This is a genomic window from Bacillus cereus group sp. BcHK124, assembly GCF_027712065.1.
GTDB classification, from domain to species: domain Bacteria; phylum Bacillota; class Bacilli; order Bacillales; family Bacillaceae_G; genus Bacillus_A; species Bacillus_A pacificus.
Map to the genome: position 1 here is coordinate 146,755 of NZ_JAQFPJ010000008.1, position 14,611 is coordinate 161,365.

Sequence of the window (14,611 nt, forward strand, 5' to 3'; positions counted from 1 at the left end):
ATTAGAGCCCATAGAAATGAAAGAGGGTAAAGTTGAATGGAAGCAATCTTTAACATTGTAACAGTTTTAGTTTTTGGGATAATATTTACCACGCTATTAGCGGTAATTACACTTCCTTTCATAGCAAAGAAGAAGAATTGGAAAAAGCTTAATATATCTTTAAAGCGTGGTGTATTAAAGATTAAAATCGAAGAGTAAAAGATGAGTTTTACACAAGGGAGGTGTGATAGTGATAGACTTAGATATTAAAGACGTCAACGTACAGATGGAATTAAACGGAGTCTTTTGGAATGAGGATGGGATTGCTGAAATGACGGTGACTACAAAAGAAGAGCATTCTTTTATTCTTCGTTTAGTAGTTGACTTAGAAAATAAAACGATTAGGGCGACGAGTATTGAAATAGTGAATGGATTCTGTCCGCTATGCAAACAGAAAAGGAACGAATGTAGTGAATTGAATGACTTGCAAAATAAAATGGAAATTTTAGAAGAAGCCTACGATTGGGTGAGAGAGCATCCAGAATATCGTTTTCAATTATCTTTCTACGATTACAATAAATTTGAGGTAGTGAAGTGAAATTTTCACTTGAACAACATACATAGTGACTAAAAAGAAAACATAAAAAATGTATAGACGGACTTGTTCAACTAGAAATATTGAAGTAAGTCCTTCTATTGGCAATACGCTTGTGTAATAAGGAAGTAATCTACTTGATTCTGTAACAAATGTCCTCTTGGATCAAAAATAAGCATATTTTATTATAAAGCAGAAAAACCGATTCTTAGTAGAATCGGTTTTTTACATAACTTTCAAATATGTCCTAAATAAAAGATCTTTTGTTAATAGCGCTCAGTAAAAATAGGTATATAGAAGAATTTATTCAATCCCGTTCGGATCATAAGAATACTGCTGCTTATTCTCAATCCGCTCAATTACGTCTTGCAATTCATCTGGCTTCAGAAACTCAATTGGAGAGAAGCCTTTCTCAAATGTAAGTGTATCAGCCTCAATCATTAATACGTATCGGTCATTTACCTTTGCGATATGTATTTGATCCCCGAAATCAGCAAGCAGGGCCTTTACAGAGATATGGTCTGCTTTTAGCTTTAATTCCACTTCAGGCGCGTGCTCGATGATTTGAGCGGTAGCTTCCATTACTTCTTCGGTTGAAAATTGTTCCATAATTTCACGTTTCGGACTGGCAGCCCATACTTCCATCGCTTGGTCGAATTGTTCGCGCTCTTCCGTACCTTCTTCAAATACATCTTCAATTTGGTCATATACCATGTCCATTACTTGTGTCTTCATAATTTCAGGCATAGAGCGTTCGTATTCGACGAATTTTAAGAAGTCTTCAAAGTAACGGGCGTGTGATGCTTGGTGAATCTTTAGCTCGCCCAATTCGACCATACCTTCTTCGGGCATGTACGGATATTGGATAGATTTCATATTTTTTGTTGTGATGGCCATTTCAACGTTACGAATTAGTGTGGATTCATCGGAAATAGAAGCGACTTTTGGCTCGAAGTCACATTTCATAACGAAGACGAATGGATCATCAAAGTATTTGCGTAGTTTTGCTTGCGCAATTAAAAATACACCACCGCGCACAGCACTTGTGTCAAGATATGTATAAACGAGAGGTTCGCTCATATCTTTGAAGTTTTCCTTCGTTTCTGCAAAGCGAATGCGATTAAATAAGTTGTAATGAGGGTTTGAATCAAGTTCGTGCCCTTCTTCTACAATGAAGCGACCGATTTTTGTCGGAGCTTGTTCTGTTTTCGCATGACGTTCTACTTTTCGCTTTGAAATTTTTAATAATTCTCCATTCAAAAATTCTTTTAAGGAGCTATCTTCATACTCTTCAGCGTCTAATGTTTGAAAATGTTTGTAGCGTTTATCAACAGCTTCACCTTTTCCTTCTACTTGTACAACATAAAAGGAAAGATAATTTATTTCAAAATCCATATTTATCACCTTGTTTCATTTCATTAACTCTTATCAGTATAGAGATGGAAAAAACTTTCGTCAATTTATATAAGGAAGGGGAGCCCCCTTCCTTCATATATTTTTTATTTTCGAAATTAAAATCCGTCTTCTAATGCTGAAAATGGAATGTTCAGTCTGTTTTCTACTGTACGTAAACGTTGGTTTAAGCGGTTTAATCTACGTGTATGACGTTCAACCGTGTTCTCTAATTGACGTACTCTTTGTTCAAGCTCATTTACTCGTCTTTCTAATTGACGGTTTCCAGCACCAGGAAAAGAGATTGGAAGTTGGAATTGTCGAGTTTGATCATATGGATTAACTTGTTCTACTGGATCTATATATTGTTGGTATTGTGCTTGTAAATCATATTGAGGTTGATAACCAGTTTGGTTATATGGATCGTATGGATTGTAGGGGTACATAAAAACATCCTCCATTTCTTTAAAATAGGTTAATTCACCATAATGTATGTGTAAAAGCGGAGTGTGGCACGGCAAATACCTATTTATGTTCACAGGATGTTTTTTTATAAATACGAATATGGAGTTTTACATTTGTATTTCGTTCGTTTTATGGTATATACTGGATAATAGGGAGAGGTTACGTAAAGGTTACAATTCTATCAAACTCAAACTTTTATGTAAATATGTATAGACATTTGGAAAAGAAAAGAGTAATTTATATAGAGTAAAAAATAACTTGTAACAATTTATAAATATATTGTAAAATGATTGTAACAAAACATACATAAAAATGAAATAATACATAAAAGTAGTATTGGGGAAAAGGGGAGAGTATATTGTTCCGTAAAGTAAAGGGTATATTAGTTGGGGTTTTATGTGTAGCTGTAGTGAGTGGCTGTGGTACAAAAGTAAGTGATGTTGCATTAGTAAGTGATATTGGTGGCCACACGGTAGAGGCTAAAGCAGAAGTACAGGATTCTATTAGTTTAGTAGATGGTCGTACAGGTACGGAAGTGAAAAAGCTAGATTTGTCGAGTCTAGGTTATTTTGAAGATGAAGCGAAATTTAAAAAATCAGTTGAGAAGGTTGCTAGGGAAGTTGGAAAAAATGTTGACAAAAAGATGGTCCCTTCACGTCTAGGATCTGATGGAAGTTGGCAAGAAGGGAAACCTTCTTATGAATTAATGGAAAAAGAATTAGTAGATAAATTATTAAACGTAGGTATGTGGGATTCTTCCTATCAATTACCTATTGTTGAGAAGAAGCCTACTGCAACATTAAGTGATGCGCAAGGAAGTGGTACGGTAATTGGTAGATATGAAACGAATTTAGGTGGCTCAACAGGTGGCCGTATTGAAAATATTCGTTTGTCAGCAGCGAGCATAAATGGAGTTGTATTAGCAAAAGGAGACCGTTTCTCTTTCAATGCATTAATTGGTGATACAACGCCAGATAAAGGATATCAATTAGGAAAAGAAATTGTAGATGGTAAATTAGTAGATGGATATGGCGGTGGTGTTTGTCAAACATCATCAACATTATACAATGCAGCAGATCAAGCTGGTTTGAAAATGGTAGAGAGAACAACACATTCTAAAACGGTAGGTTACGTTCCACAAGGAAGAGATGCTACAATTGCATATCCATACTTAGACTTAGTGTTTGAAAACACGAATGATGCACCTGTGAAGCTTTATATGGGTATTCAGGGCGGAAAGTTAGTTGCTGAAGTACATAAAATGCGATAAGAATCATAATCTAGAAAAAGCCATTATTTCTACTAACAATAGAAATAATGGCTTTTTCTGTGTAGTTTATCCAGTATTAGTGATACATTTCAAGACTAGGTGAATGTGAGGAACAAGATGTTTGGGAATTTATCCGGCTTTAATGGGCAGTAAGACCCCCCACCTCAAAATTCAGCGAAAGCAAAGAAGGTTAGGTGGGGGGATGAAGAACCCCCCACTGATTAAAGTTTCACTTTATCGAATTTAATTCTTAGTTTTCCTATTGACATTATTAGTTATTAATTGTATTCTTCATAATAACAACTAAATAAATGGAAAAATTTATTAGTTTTCTTATCAAGAGAGATGGAGGGACTGGCCCGATGAAATCTCAGCAACAGGCTATAAAAGTACTGTGCTAAGTCCAGCAAACGTATGAAGCGTTTGGAAGATGAGGGGAAATGGATTAACATTCAACTCTTCTTATATGTGTAAGAAGAGTTTTTTATTTAGAGAGGGGGGATAGAGTGAAGTTTGATGTAACGTATTTTTTAGAAAGTTTTCCGCAATTATTTAAGTATGTATACATAACTTTAGGAATTACTGTAGTTTCAATGATTATTTCTTTTGTTATAGGGATAGGTTTGGCGATCATAACGAAAAACAAAACGAAATTTCTATATTCTATTGCAAGAGTATATATATCTTTCTTTAGAGGAACACCTTTATTAGTTCAATTGTTCGTGTTGTATTTCGGATTGCCGCAAATATTCCCAACCTTTACAGTACTTACAGCGATGCAAGCGACTTTAATTGGTCTCAGTTTAAATAATGCAGCGTATTTATCAGAAATTATTCGGGGTTCATTAAATGCTGTCGAATCAGGACAAATGGATGCTTGTTTATCAGTTGGGATGACAAAGGCGCAAGCTATGCGACAGATTATCTTTCCACAAGCTATTCGTGTTGCGGTACCGTCACTTGGAAATAATTTTGTTGGATTGTTAAAAGAATCTTCGTTATCTTTTGCACTTGGGGTGGCTGAAATTTTAGCGCAAGCGAAAATGTTAGCGGCACAATCGTATCGTTATATGGAAAGTTACTTAGCGGTAGCGATTGTATATTGGATTATTACAATTGTAATTAGCTGGGGGCAGAAAAGGTTAGAAAAGAAACTTGATGCACCGTATTTGTAACAAGGATGAGGTGATATGTGTGATTGAGATAAGTGATTTGTATAAATCTTATAAAAGTAATGAAGTACTAAAAGGAATCTCACTTACTGTCGGTAAAGGGGAGGTAGTAGTCATTATTGGACCTTCTGGTTCAGGTAAATCGACACTATTAAGATGTTTAAATTTATTAGAACAACCAGAGGGTGGAAGTATTAGAATTGAAGATTTAGAGATTCATGTGAAGAAGCTTTATAAAAAGGAAATAATAAAATTACGCCAAAAAACAGCAATGGTTTTTCAAAACTATAATTTATTTAAAAATAAAACAGCATTGCAAAATATTACAACGCCATTAACAGTTGTACAGAAAAAAAGTGAAGAAGAAGCAAAAAGAATAGCAAGAGAAATATTAAAACAAGTAGGTTTAGCTGAAAAAGAAAATTTCTACCCAACGATGTTATCAGGTGGGCAACAACAAAGAATAGGTATTGCTAGGGCAATGGCTTTAAATCCCGCTGTATTATTGTTTGATGAACCGACTTCTGCACTTGATCCAGAATTAGTGAACGAGGTATTGCAAGTCATTAAGGATTTGGCAAGGCAGCATATAACGATGGTTATTGTCACACATGAAATGAATTTCGCAAAAGAAGTAGCGGACCGTATTATATTTATGGCTGAAGGCATTATTGTAGAACAGGGAACGCCAGAAGAAATTTTTCGGAATCCACAAAATGAGCGTACGAAAAAGTTTTTACGACAATTGAATGCTTCAGAAGAAGGCAATCATTTCGTTATTTAGGAGGAAAAATTATGAGGAAATCATCATTATTACTAACATTGGCATTAGCAGTATCGGTTGGGCTTTTATCTGCTTGTGGTTCAGATACAGCGAGCAAAAAAACAGATGAAAAAGTAGTGAAAGTTGGGACGTCTGCAGGTCGTAGTCCATTTATTTTTAAAGAGGGTGAGAAAGTAAAAGGCTTTGATGCTGAAATTATTGAAGCGGCTGCTAAAAAAGCTGGATATAAAGTTGAATGGAACGTTTCTGATTTTGAAGGATTATTCGGTTTATTAGACTCGGGTCGTATTGATACAATTGCAAATGAATTATCGGTTTCTCCGGAAAGAAAAAAGAAATATGACTTTTCAATTCCATATGTTTATTCAGGATCTGTTTTCGCGGTGAAGAAAGATAATAATACAATTAAATCGATAGAAGATCTAAAAGGAAAGACTGTAGGTGTGGGGCTTGGTACAGCCGGGGAACAAGAATTAAAAGCTTTAAATAAAAATAATGCTTTTACAATTAAAACGTTCTCAGAAGATCCAACAGCAGAATTGAATGAAGTGGGACTTGGTCGTGTAGATGCTTACTATAATGATAAAGTGCAAGTAGAAACAACAATTAAAAAGGCAGATTTAGATAATGTGAAAGTAGGATTTGGTCCACTTAAATGGGGAGAGATTGCATTTCCATTTGCTAAAAAGAGCGAAAAGTTAGAAGATATAAATAAAGCATTGAAAGAATTAGAACAAGATGGGACATTAAGCGAAATATCAAAAAAATGGCTGAAAGTTGATGCTACAAAAAAACAAAATTAAAGTATGTTCGTTGAATGTGGCTATTGTCCATCAACTTATATAAAAATAAAAGGAAATTGGGGAGGAAGTTACTCATGGTACAAATTCATCCAAAAACACGTATTGGTCATGTTGAATTTAAGGTGTTAGATTTAGAACGTCAAATTGCTTTTTACGAGAATGTTGTAGGTTTAGAAGTAATTAAGCAAGAGGAGAATAAAGCGTATTTATCTGGAAAAGGTGGAAAGAACACGTTGCTTGTTCTTGAAAAGTTAGAGGACGGGGTACTGCAAGAGCCGCGTACGACTGGTATATATCATGTAGCCTTTTTGGTTCCGACTCGTGAGGCTTTTGCGTCGGCATTATTTGGTGTGATTCGTAATAAGAATGTAATTGATAGTCCAGCTGAGCAAGAGGGACGTTATACATATTCAAATGAAATTTTACCAATTTCAAGGTTTAATAGTGCGAGTGATCATACGTATAGCGAAGCGTTTTATTTACAAGACTTAGAGGGAAATGGTATTGAAATATATGCGGATCGTCCGCGCGATCAATGGGGAGAAGGGCCAGGAGGAAGTACCCCGCTTGATTTAAAAGAACTAGCAACGCTTGTTGATTATGAATTTGATGGATTACCTGCTAATACTGTCGTTGGACACGTGCATTTACGGATAGCCGATGTAGAGGAGTCATATGAATTTTATGTAGATACAATAGGCTTTGAAGTACAGCAACGCGAGGATGACTGCTTATTCATTTCTGCAGGAGGATATCATCACCATATCGGTGCAAATACGTGGAACGGAGTAAATAATCCGCACCCACCGGCATATGCAACTGGATTAAAAGTGTATACGATAGTACTGCCGCATAAAGAAGCGTTAGATGAAGTGAAAGAAAGATTAATAGAAAAACAACATGGAATAAATGAAATTTTAAATGGATTTACTGTAGTAGACCCGAGTGGTATTACAGTACAGTTTGAAATAGAAACAGCATAAAAGAAGTCGGAAGGTGTATAATTACCTTCCGATTTCTTTTTGATACGTAATCCAGGTAGCACAAGGATTGAAAGGGAAAGATTTTAATATCTCCATTGCATATATACTTGTTGAATCGAATTCACCTTGAAAGAAAGAATAACCGTGTGTATTTGCATACATAGCTTGTTTGAAAATGAGAAGTTTCAGTAAGGATACATTTTCTGTATTGTGAGTCCCGCACCATCCTAGTTCTACTGTATTATCCTTTTCTGATGTATGGAGGAAAGAGTATGCCATAATTCGATGCTCTTCATCTATAATGAGAAAGCTCCCATCTAGTAGTACGTCATCAGCTAAAATCATCTCTTGCCAAGTTTGTAGTGGGAATGAGGCAACGGGATTTGCTAGGTGGGTTTGCTCATAATTTTCTTTTACTAAGTAGGCTAGTTTTTCTAATAAATTATTATTTGATACGATGTTCGATAAAGTTTGTATATGATAATTTGAATTAGGGACTATCTCGATAGAAACTATTTTTTGTAAGTCTAATATCGGCATATATGTTCTTCGGATTTCCGTAAAATTATGTTCTTCAAAAAACGCTTTTAAATGAGCTGATGTTTCCCATATAGAGGTTTGTAATGGTAGTTTGAAGTTTTCTCTTTTTGAAATCTCGTTTAATAAAAATTTTTCAATGTGTAGCTCCGAATAGAAAGGATTCGTATATATTCGAAAGTATGTGCAGTATGGATGGAAGTTACTGCCCCAGGTGAAAAAGATGCCTACTACATCTTTTTTATAGTAGGCAACATACGCACATTTTGTTTTATTATCTCGTAATAAGTGAAATACGTACGATTCTTCATTATATAAATCAATAAGTTGTTTTACTTGTAGCTCATTATTTTTACTATATTTCTCTATAACAAGATTATGTTCATTCAATGACTTCTTCATAGCTCAATCCAAAAACGTCTTACTACATTTCCGTCTTCCTCAGTGAAATCATCATCACGAAGGCCGCCGTTATGTAAAATTGTTTTTTCTGAAGCAGTATTTACTTCATCGCAAACGACAAGTGCTTTCGTGATGTTTAATTGCTTCGCTTTTTCCAGTGATAATGCTAGTAACTTCGTAGCATAACCTTTTCTTCTTTCAGAAGGGCGAATGCCATAACCGATATGACCGCCAGCGTTAAATAAATGTTCGGTTAAACTATGACGTATATTAACAGCGCCTACAATTCTATTATGATCTGTAACGAGCCAATACGTAGAATCTGGTACCCAAGATTCAGGAAGATTTATTCCGTTATGTGCATCGAGTAGTTCTTGTACCATAGCAGGGAAGTTAGAAGGGTCTTTTGTAATAACCCACGGAATCATCGTTTCACCGCTATCTTTCCATTCGTTATAAAAATCTAAGTATTCGTCTTGTAAATCGGTAGTAGGTGTAATCAAAGAGACGTTCATTGTTAGCAAGCTCCTTTATTTATGTAGAATGTATAAAAAATTACAACACAAAATGAAAGCGTTTTCTAAACTTTCTCAACCTCATTTCATGTAATCCACCTTTGTTTTTCAAGAAAATGAGTGGATGTTTAAAATTAGAAGTTATTCATTTTATGTTAATATTTAAAATATTAACATAAAATGACCTAGGTATTAAGTGTATTTTAATGAAATTCATTCATATCGATAAATCGATGTGTGTGATAATTTTTATTTTATTTATCTATAATGAATGAAAGGGGGAAGGGCTCGTGAGTGTAAATATTGATTTCATTATACGAATCGGTGTTGCTGGTTTGTTAGGAGCAATAATCGGTATTGAAAGGGAAATTCGATCAAAAGAGGCGGGATTAAAAACACATTTCCTAGTAGCGGTAGGAAGTGCTTTAATAATGGTCGTTTCGAAATATGCTTTTTCAGATATTATGAATGAAGAACATATGGCTCTTGATCCAAGCCGTATTGCAGCGCAAGTTGTTAGTGGAGTAGGGTTTTTAGGTGCAGGTACAATTATTATTCAAAAGCAGGCGGTAAAAGGATTAACGACAGCGGCTGGTTTATGGGCTACAGCAGGAATTGGATTAGCAATTGGGGCTGGCATGTATGTAGTAGGAATTGGAGCGACGATTCTCGTTTTAATTGGTTTAGAGATTGTAAGCCGTATTTTTAAGGTGCAATTTTTATTTCCGCAAAATATAACGGTGCAAATGTGTATAAATAAACATGAAGCAGTACAACAAATATTAGAAACACTACAAGTGAAAGGCATTCCAATACTTTCATATGAAGTGGAAACTTCACAGCAAGGTACAGAAATAGTTTATAAGGTAGGGATGCAGCTGAAAAATATATCGTCAGAAGAAAAGAATGAGTTTATTCAGTATATGCAAACATTACCAGAAGTAACATTTATAAATTTAAAATCATAGCGCTGAAAACGAGGATAGATGTAGCGGGAATTTCGCTATTATCTATCTTTTTTGATATAAAATGCATATAAAGTCAAGTGTTAATTTTACACGGCGTGGATACATGTGTGAACGTTACCTTATTTTTTCTCAATACAGTATAAAAAGTAAAAATAGTAAAATAATGGTGCGGGACACTAAAAAATGTAAGGTAGGGGAGAGCATGAAAGGCTATTCAAAAAAAGTGTTAGTAGGGGTAAGTTTTGCTAGTTTCATGTTAGGAAGTTTTCAAGGAGGCGCATTGGCGGAAAGTACAAAGGGAGAGCAAGTTTCTTATCGGAACGTTCTCAAAATGGAGCCAGTTGGTGTACAATTACCAGTGCAAGAATTAGCTCATTCATCAAAAGTGCTTGAAAGCAAGTCTTTTGAGAAAAGGCTACAGCTTGCTGATTTATCGCAAAGACCACCAGAAGTAAAAAAGAAAAGTAAACAATTAACCGCAGCGAAAACGTATACAATTGCTGAATTAAATCAATTGAGCAATCAGCAGTTAGTGGACTTACTTGTAACAATTGATTGGGAGCAAATCAATGGGCTATTTCAGTTTAATAAGGATAGTCTTGCATTCTATCAAAATGATAGTAGAATGCAGGCAATTATTGATAAATTGAAGCAGCAAGGACAAGCTTATACGAAAGATGATTCAAAAGGGATTGAGACTTTAGTAGAGGTATTACGCTCAGGGTTTTATTTAGGATTTTATCATACAGAATTAAGTAAACTAAATGATCGAAGCTATCATGATAAATGCTTACCGGCATTAAAAACGATTGCGAATAACCCGAATTTCAAACTCGGTACGTTAGAACAAAATAGAGTTGTCTCATCATACGGAAAATTAATAGGAAATGCTTCGAGTGATGTGGAAACGATAACATCAGCTGCAAAGATTTTTAAACAATATAACGATAATTTTTCTACATTGGTAGACAATCTATCAGCTGGAAATGCGATTTACGATATTATGCAAGGTGTTGATTACGATATTCAATCGTATTTATACGATACGAGAAAAGCACCGAAAGATACAATATGGTATCAAAAAATTGATAGCTATATTAATGAATTAAGTCGTTTTGCCTTAATTGGAACGGTGACAGAGAAAAATGGTTGGTTAATTAATAATGGTATTTATTATACAGGTAGACTTGGTACGTTCCATAGTACAGGAACGAAAGGGTTGCAAGTTGTAACGGACGCAATGAAAATGTATCCGTATTTAGGAGAGCAATATTTCGTAGCGGCTGAGCAAATTGCAACGAATTATGGCGGGAAAGATGCAAATGGAAATGTTGTGAATTTAGATCAAATACGAGAAGATGGTAAGAAAAAATATTTACCGAAAACGTATACGTTCGATGATGGAGCAATTGTGTTAAAAGCTGGAGATAAGGTGACAGAAGAAAAAGTAAAACGTCTATATTGGGCGGCAAAAGAAGTGAAGGCACAATTCCATCGTACGGTTGAAAGTGACCAGCCGTTAGAAAAAGGCAATCCTGATGATGTATTAACGATGGTTATTTATAATAGCCCAGCTGAATATCAATTTAACCGTCAATTATACGGGTATGAAACGAATAACGGCGGTCTTTATATAGAAGGAACAGGTACGTTCTTTACGTATGAACGTACGCCAGAAGAAAGTATTTATAGTTTAGAAGAATTGTTCCGACATGAGTTCACGCATTATTTACAAGGCAGATATGAAGTGCCAGGACTTTGGGGACAAGGGAAGATGTATGAGAATGAGAGATTATCTTGGTTTGAAGAAGGGAATGCGGAGTTTTTTGCAGGTGCAACGAGAACAGATAATGTTGTACCGAGAAAGAGCATTATAGGAGGAATATCTTCAAATCCAGCAGAACGTTATACAGCAGAGAGAACGTTAAACGCAAAATATGGAACGTGGGATTTCTATAATTATTCCTTCGCTTTACAATCGTACATGTACAATAAGAGATATGATATGTTTGACAAAATTCATGATCTTATTAGGAAAAATGATGTAACAGCATATGATGCATACCGCTCTGCTTTAAGTAAAGATGCGAATTTAAATAAAGAATATCAAGATTATATGCAAATGTTAGTAGATAACCGTGAGAAATATAATGTTCCGTTAGTATCAGATGATTATTTAGCAACTCACGCACCGAAACCAGTTTCAGATATTGCGGCAGAAATTACAGCAGAAGCAAAATTAAATAATGTATCAGTTAAGAAAAATAAATCACAGTTCTTTCATACATTTACACTACAAGGAACATATACAGGTACTACTGCAAAAGGAGAATATGAAGACTGGAAGACAATTACACAAAACGTGAATGATACGTTAAAACGTTTAAGTGCGAAAGAATGGACAGGCTATAAAACAGTAACAGCTTATTTCGTAAATTACCGTGTGAATGCAGCAGGACAATTTGAGTATGATGTTGTATTCCATGGTATTAATACAGAAGAAGGTGCTGTGAATAAAGCGCCAGTTGCGGTTATAAATGGGCCCTATAGTGGAAATGTAAATGAAGCAATTTCGTTTAAAAGCGATGGATCAAAAGATGAAGATGGGAAAATTACTTCGTATAAATGGGAGTTTGGTGATGGAGCAGTAAGTAATGAGCAAAATCCGACTCACGTGTATACAAAAGAAGGAACATATACAGCGAAATTAACAGTAACAGATGACAAAGGATTAACGAATACTGCTACAACGAATGTAACGGTTCAAAAGAAAGAAGATAACAGTGTGGAAAAAGAGCCGAATAACTCATTTCAAACAGCAAACAAACTGCAGCTAAATCAAATTTTACGTGCTAGTTTAGGAAATGGCGATACGAGTGATTTCTTTGAAATTAATGTGGATACTGCTAAAAACCTTCAAATTAACGTAACGAATGAAAATAATATCGGAATGAACTGGGTTCTTTATTCGGAAGCAGATTTGAATAATTATGTTACGTATGCCCAGCAAGAAGGAAATAAGTTAGTAGGAAGTTACTACACGTATCCAGGAAAGTATTACTTACATGTGTATCAGTATGGCGGGGGAACAGGGAATTATACGGTAGAAGTGAAATAGTAAAAAGGTCGCCGTGAGTGGCGACCTTTTTGTTGCGTGTTATACAAAAAAATTTACAAAAGCTTGATAGGCACTACCAAGAGAAAATAACGTAGCTACCATATGTGCAGTCCATTTAGGCATATTTAAATTCAATACGACATTATACAAGATTCCATATAAGATACAAATGATTAATATAAATGCAATGAATTGAAGAACTAATAAAAATAGTGGTTGTCCCATTTATTCTCACCTCTTTATTTAATATATTAATATAATAAATTTATAAACGGAAGAATTATTTCTATAAAGTACCAAAAATGCGATATGAAAGGATCATCACCAAAAGATGGGGTTGATAAAATCAACGTTCTGTTTCTAAGCGAATGCGCAAGAAAAGATGGTCATCACTTCTTTAGCCAAACCCACGCCGTTTGATAAGTTTAATCCTATTGTTTGTTCCCTCCATGATTCCATTGGATAAAGGTGACACAATTGTATCGAGCATCGCTTTCTCACGTAATACGAAGCTTTTCACAATTTTCGCAACCGCACCGCAAACATGGAATTGATAGCGTTTTATCCAATCAGCTAATCGTCTTTTTGCCTGTTTCGATTGCCTCTTGATTACGATTCGGAACGACAGTTAAAACATGCCCTGTATCTGCATTTAGCACACTTGTTGCATACGTGTGCCCTTTACGAATCGCAAACTCATCTACACAAATTCGAGTAGCTATTTCATCATGGAATTGTTCAGGTGCATACCAATAAAACCAGCGCTCTACCGTGGTGTAAGGCAAGTTATATTCGCAGGCAACATCTGACAAAGCGCGCCCCTTACAACGCTGTACAATTTCACGACGAAATGAGGCTGTTGAAGAGTGAATCAGCCCTAACCCGTAATCAAAAGTAAATGTATAATTGCACTGTGTACAACGTTGACGAGGCACCGCTAATTCAATCCAAAGCACTCCAATTCATGCTAAGCATAAGTTTACCAATAAAATAAAAAACAAAGTATGTAAATTTATGTAAAATAATGATATGATTTAATTGAATATAAAGAAAAAGGAAACCGATACAGCTTGTGCGTATGCAGTGCATTTTGGTCTGGGTCACAGTCTTTTAACGTGCTCGAACTACAGGAGGAGTAAGCATATTCCCGATGGATTCATTGTTGAACTTCCATTATCTGGGGGGATCCCCTGGTATCCAAGACTAAATTTTACCCATACATCATTTTTTTGATGTAGCTCTTGAAGATAAAAACTATTTAATTTTCAAGGAACAGTTATTAACTTAAAACTTATTATACGAGGAGGGTGTATCATGAAAAAAATATGCTTTGTATTAATTGTCGACGCTGGTATAAATTATGGTTCAATATTTTCTCTACCATTTTTAAGGAATCAGGATGATTTGAAGGGATATTTTTCTAAGTATTATGATGTTTCGATTAATTATATTAGGGATAAAAACTCAGTTGACTATTTGGTAGTTCCCAAACCGTGTCCACCTTTTGATAATGAAAATAATCTTCCAATAATTGAAGTACCAGCAATCTTATTTATGGAAAAGAATTTTGAAAAAATAAAGACTTATATAGACAATTATTTTTCTAATAACTCATAAAGAAAATAAAA

General features: G+C 35.0%; 17 protein-coding genes and 1 riboswitch. Of the genes, 10 read left to right on the forward strand and 7 right to left on the reverse strand.

Features of this window, described 5'->3' with window-relative positions; all coding sequences use genetic code 11:
* The first annotated feature begins 36 nt into the window (after window positions 1–36).
* Both PDK19_RS14925 and PDK19_RS14930 read left to right on the forward strand, forming a co-directional pair.
* Complete coding sequence (locus PDK19_RS14925) at window positions 37–198, forward strand: hypothetical protein (protein ID WP_000387289.1); 162 nt, start codon at window positions 37–39, stop codon at window positions 196–198.
* 31 nt (window positions 199–229) lie between these two features.
* Window positions 230–577, forward strand: a complete 348-nt coding sequence (locus PDK19_RS14930) for a hypothetical protein (protein WP_000566101.1) — start codon at window positions 230–232, stop codon at window positions 575–577.
* A 300-nt stretch (window positions 578–877) separates the two neighbouring features.
* Here PDK19_RS14930 and PDK19_RS14935 read toward each other — a convergent pair whose 3' ends face one another.
* Together PDK19_RS14935 and PDK19_RS14940 are read right to left on the reverse strand one after the other, a co-directional pair.
* Window positions 878–1,969 (reverse strand): DUF3900 domain-containing protein, encoded by a 1,092-nt coding sequence (locus PDK19_RS14935; RefSeq protein WP_270707449.1) that lies wholly within the window; start codon window positions 1,967–1,969, stop codon window positions 878–880.
* A 116-nt stretch (window positions 1,970–2,085) separates the two neighbouring features.
* On the reverse strand, window positions 2,086–2,427 hold the full coding sequence (locus PDK19_RS14940) for a hypothetical protein (RefSeq protein WP_001997954.1): 342 nt from the start codon (window positions 2,425–2,427) through the stop codon (window positions 2,086–2,088).
* Window positions 2,428–2,789: 362 nt separating this feature from the next.
* On the opposite strand from PDK19_RS14940, the gene PDK19_RS14945 reads away from it, so the two are divergent.
* The 5 genes from PDK19_RS14945 to PDK19_RS14965 all read left to right on the forward strand — a co-directional run bounded on the left by PDK19_RS14945 (window position 2,790) and on the right by PDK19_RS14965 (window position 7,443).
* The gene (locus PDK19_RS14945) at window positions 2,790–3,701 is read left to right on the forward strand and encodes a VanW family protein (RefSeq protein WP_000488988.1); all 912 of its coding nucleotides are present in this window, start codon (window positions 2,790–2,792) and stop codon (window positions 3,699–3,701) included.
* 330 nt (window positions 3,702–4,031) lie between these two features.
* A riboswitch (SAM riboswitch) is annotated at window positions 4,032–4,138 on the forward strand.
* 69 nt (window positions 4,139–4,207) lie between these two features.
* Complete coding sequence (locus PDK19_RS14950) at window positions 4,208–4,876, forward strand: amino acid ABC transporter permease (protein WP_242269200.1); 669 nt, start codon at window positions 4,208–4,210, stop codon at window positions 4,874–4,876.
* A gap of 19 nt (window positions 4,877–4,895) precedes the next feature.
* Entirely contained in the window at window positions 4,896–5,657 is a 762-nt protein-coding gene (locus tag PDK19_RS14955; protein WP_061183440.1) for an amino acid ABC transporter ATP-binding protein, read from the forward strand.
* 11 nt (window positions 5,658–5,668) lie between these two features.
* Window positions 5,669–6,460 carry an amino acid ABC transporter substrate-binding protein gene (locus tag PDK19_RS14960; RefSeq protein WP_074614919.1) on the forward strand — a complete coding sequence of 264 codons (792 nt, stop codon included), beginning with the start codon at window positions 5,669–5,671 and terminating at the stop codon, window positions 6,458–6,460.
* Between the two features lie 74 nt (window positions 6,461–6,534).
* A complete protein-coding gene (locus PDK19_RS14965) occupies window positions 6,535–7,443 on the forward strand; it encodes a VOC family protein (RefSeq protein WP_270707451.1) in 909 nt (302 codons plus the stop codon).
* A 21-nt stretch (window positions 7,444–7,464) separates the two neighbouring features.
* Here the strand turns inward: PDK19_RS14965 and PDK19_RS14970 are convergent, their stop codons facing one another.
* Both PDK19_RS14970 and PDK19_RS14975 read right to left on the reverse strand, forming a co-directional pair.
* Complete coding sequence (locus tag PDK19_RS14970) at window positions 7,465–8,382, reverse strand: hypothetical protein (protein WP_061183442.1); 918 nt, start codon at window positions 8,380–8,382, stop codon at window positions 7,465–7,467.
* Complete coding sequence (locus PDK19_RS14975; protein ID WP_001103098.1) at window positions 8,379–8,897, reverse strand: GNAT family N-acetyltransferase; 519 nt, start codon at window positions 8,895–8,897, stop codon at window positions 8,379–8,381. The genes PDK19_RS14970 and PDK19_RS14975 overlap by 4 nt, the downstream gene beginning before the upstream one ends.
* Before the next feature lie 290 nt (window positions 8,898–9,187).
* On the opposite strand from PDK19_RS14975, the gene PDK19_RS14980 reads away from it, so the two are divergent.
* A complete protein-coding gene (locus PDK19_RS14980; protein ID WP_062821446.1) occupies window positions 9,188–9,865 on the forward strand; it encodes an MgtC/SapB family protein in 678 nt (225 codons plus the stop codon).
* A 202-nt stretch (window positions 9,866–10,067) separates the two neighbouring features.
* Window positions 10,068–12,983, forward strand: a complete 2,916-nt coding sequence (gene colA / locus PDK19_RS14985) for a collagenase ColA (RefSeq protein WP_270707453.1) — start codon at window positions 10,068–10,070, stop codon at window positions 12,981–12,983.
* 39 nt (window positions 12,984–13,022) lie between these two features.
* Here colA and PDK19_RS14990 read toward each other — a convergent pair whose 3' ends face one another.
* The 3 genes from PDK19_RS14990 to PDK19_RS14995 form a co-directional block, all read right to left on the reverse strand.
* Window positions 13,023–13,208 (reverse strand): hypothetical protein, encoded by a 186-nt coding sequence (locus PDK19_RS14990; RefSeq protein WP_049113234.1) that lies wholly within the window; start codon window positions 13,206–13,208, stop codon window positions 13,023–13,025.
* A 172-nt stretch (window positions 13,209–13,380) separates the two neighbouring features.
* Window positions 13,381–13,611, reverse strand: coding sequence for a transposase (locus PDK19_RS27430; RefSeq protein ID WP_080495740.1), 231 nt, complete (start codon window positions 13,609–13,611; stop codon window positions 13,381–13,383).
* The gene (locus tag PDK19_RS14995; RefSeq protein ID WP_158612355.1) at window positions 13,553–13,939 is read right to left on the reverse strand and encodes a transposase; all 387 of its coding nucleotides are present in this window, start codon (window positions 13,937–13,939) and stop codon (window positions 13,553–13,555) included. The genes PDK19_RS27430 and PDK19_RS14995 overlap by 59 nt, the downstream gene beginning before the upstream one ends.
* Before the next feature lie 358 nt (window positions 13,940–14,297).
* Between PDK19_RS14995 and PDK19_RS15000 the strand changes: the two genes are divergently transcribed.
* The gene (locus tag PDK19_RS15000) at window positions 14,298–14,600 is read left to right on the forward strand and encodes a hypothetical protein (protein WP_063262054.1); all 303 of its coding nucleotides are present in this window, start codon (window positions 14,298–14,300) and stop codon (window positions 14,598–14,600) included.
* The last annotated feature ends 11 nt before the right edge of the window (window positions 14,601–14,611 follow it).

Coding starts and splice junctions, on each gene's coding strand:
- PDK19_RS14940 (WP_001997954.1), bottom strand. CDS start 2,427: ATGGAGGATGTTTTTATGTACCCCTACAATCCATACGATCCATATAAC.
- PDK19_RS14960 (WP_074614919.1), top strand. CDS start 5,669: ATGAGGAAATCATCATTATTACTAACATTGGCATTAGCAGTATCGGTT.
- PDK19_RS15000 (WP_063262054.1), top strand. CDS start 14,298: ATGAAAAAAATATGCTTTGTATTAATTGTCGACGCTGGTATAAATTAT.
- colA (WP_270707453.1), top strand. CDS start 10,068: ATGAAAGGCTATTCAAAAAAAGTGTTAGTAGGGGTAAGTTTTGCTAGT.
- PDK19_RS14990 (WP_049113234.1), bottom strand. CDS start 13,208: ATGGGACAACCACTATTTTTATTAGTTCTTCAATTCATTGCATTTATA.
- PDK19_RS14970 (WP_061183442.1), bottom strand. CDS start 8,382: ATGAAGAAGTCATTGAATGAACATAATCTTGTTATAGAGAAATATAGT.
- PDK19_RS14965 (WP_270707451.1), top strand. CDS start 6,535: ATGGTACAAATTCATCCAAAAACACGTATTGGTCATGTTGAATTTAAG.
- PDK19_RS14975 (WP_001103098.1), bottom strand. CDS start 8,897: ATGAACGTCTCTTTGATTACACCTACTACCGATTTACAAGACGAATAC.
- PDK19_RS14925 (WP_000387289.1), top strand. CDS start 37: ATGGAAGCAATCTTTAACATTGTAACAGTTTTAGTTTTTGGGATAATA.
- PDK19_RS14935 (WP_270707449.1), bottom strand. CDS start 1,969: ATGGATTTTGAAATAAATTATCTTTCCTTTTATGTTGTACAAGTAGAA.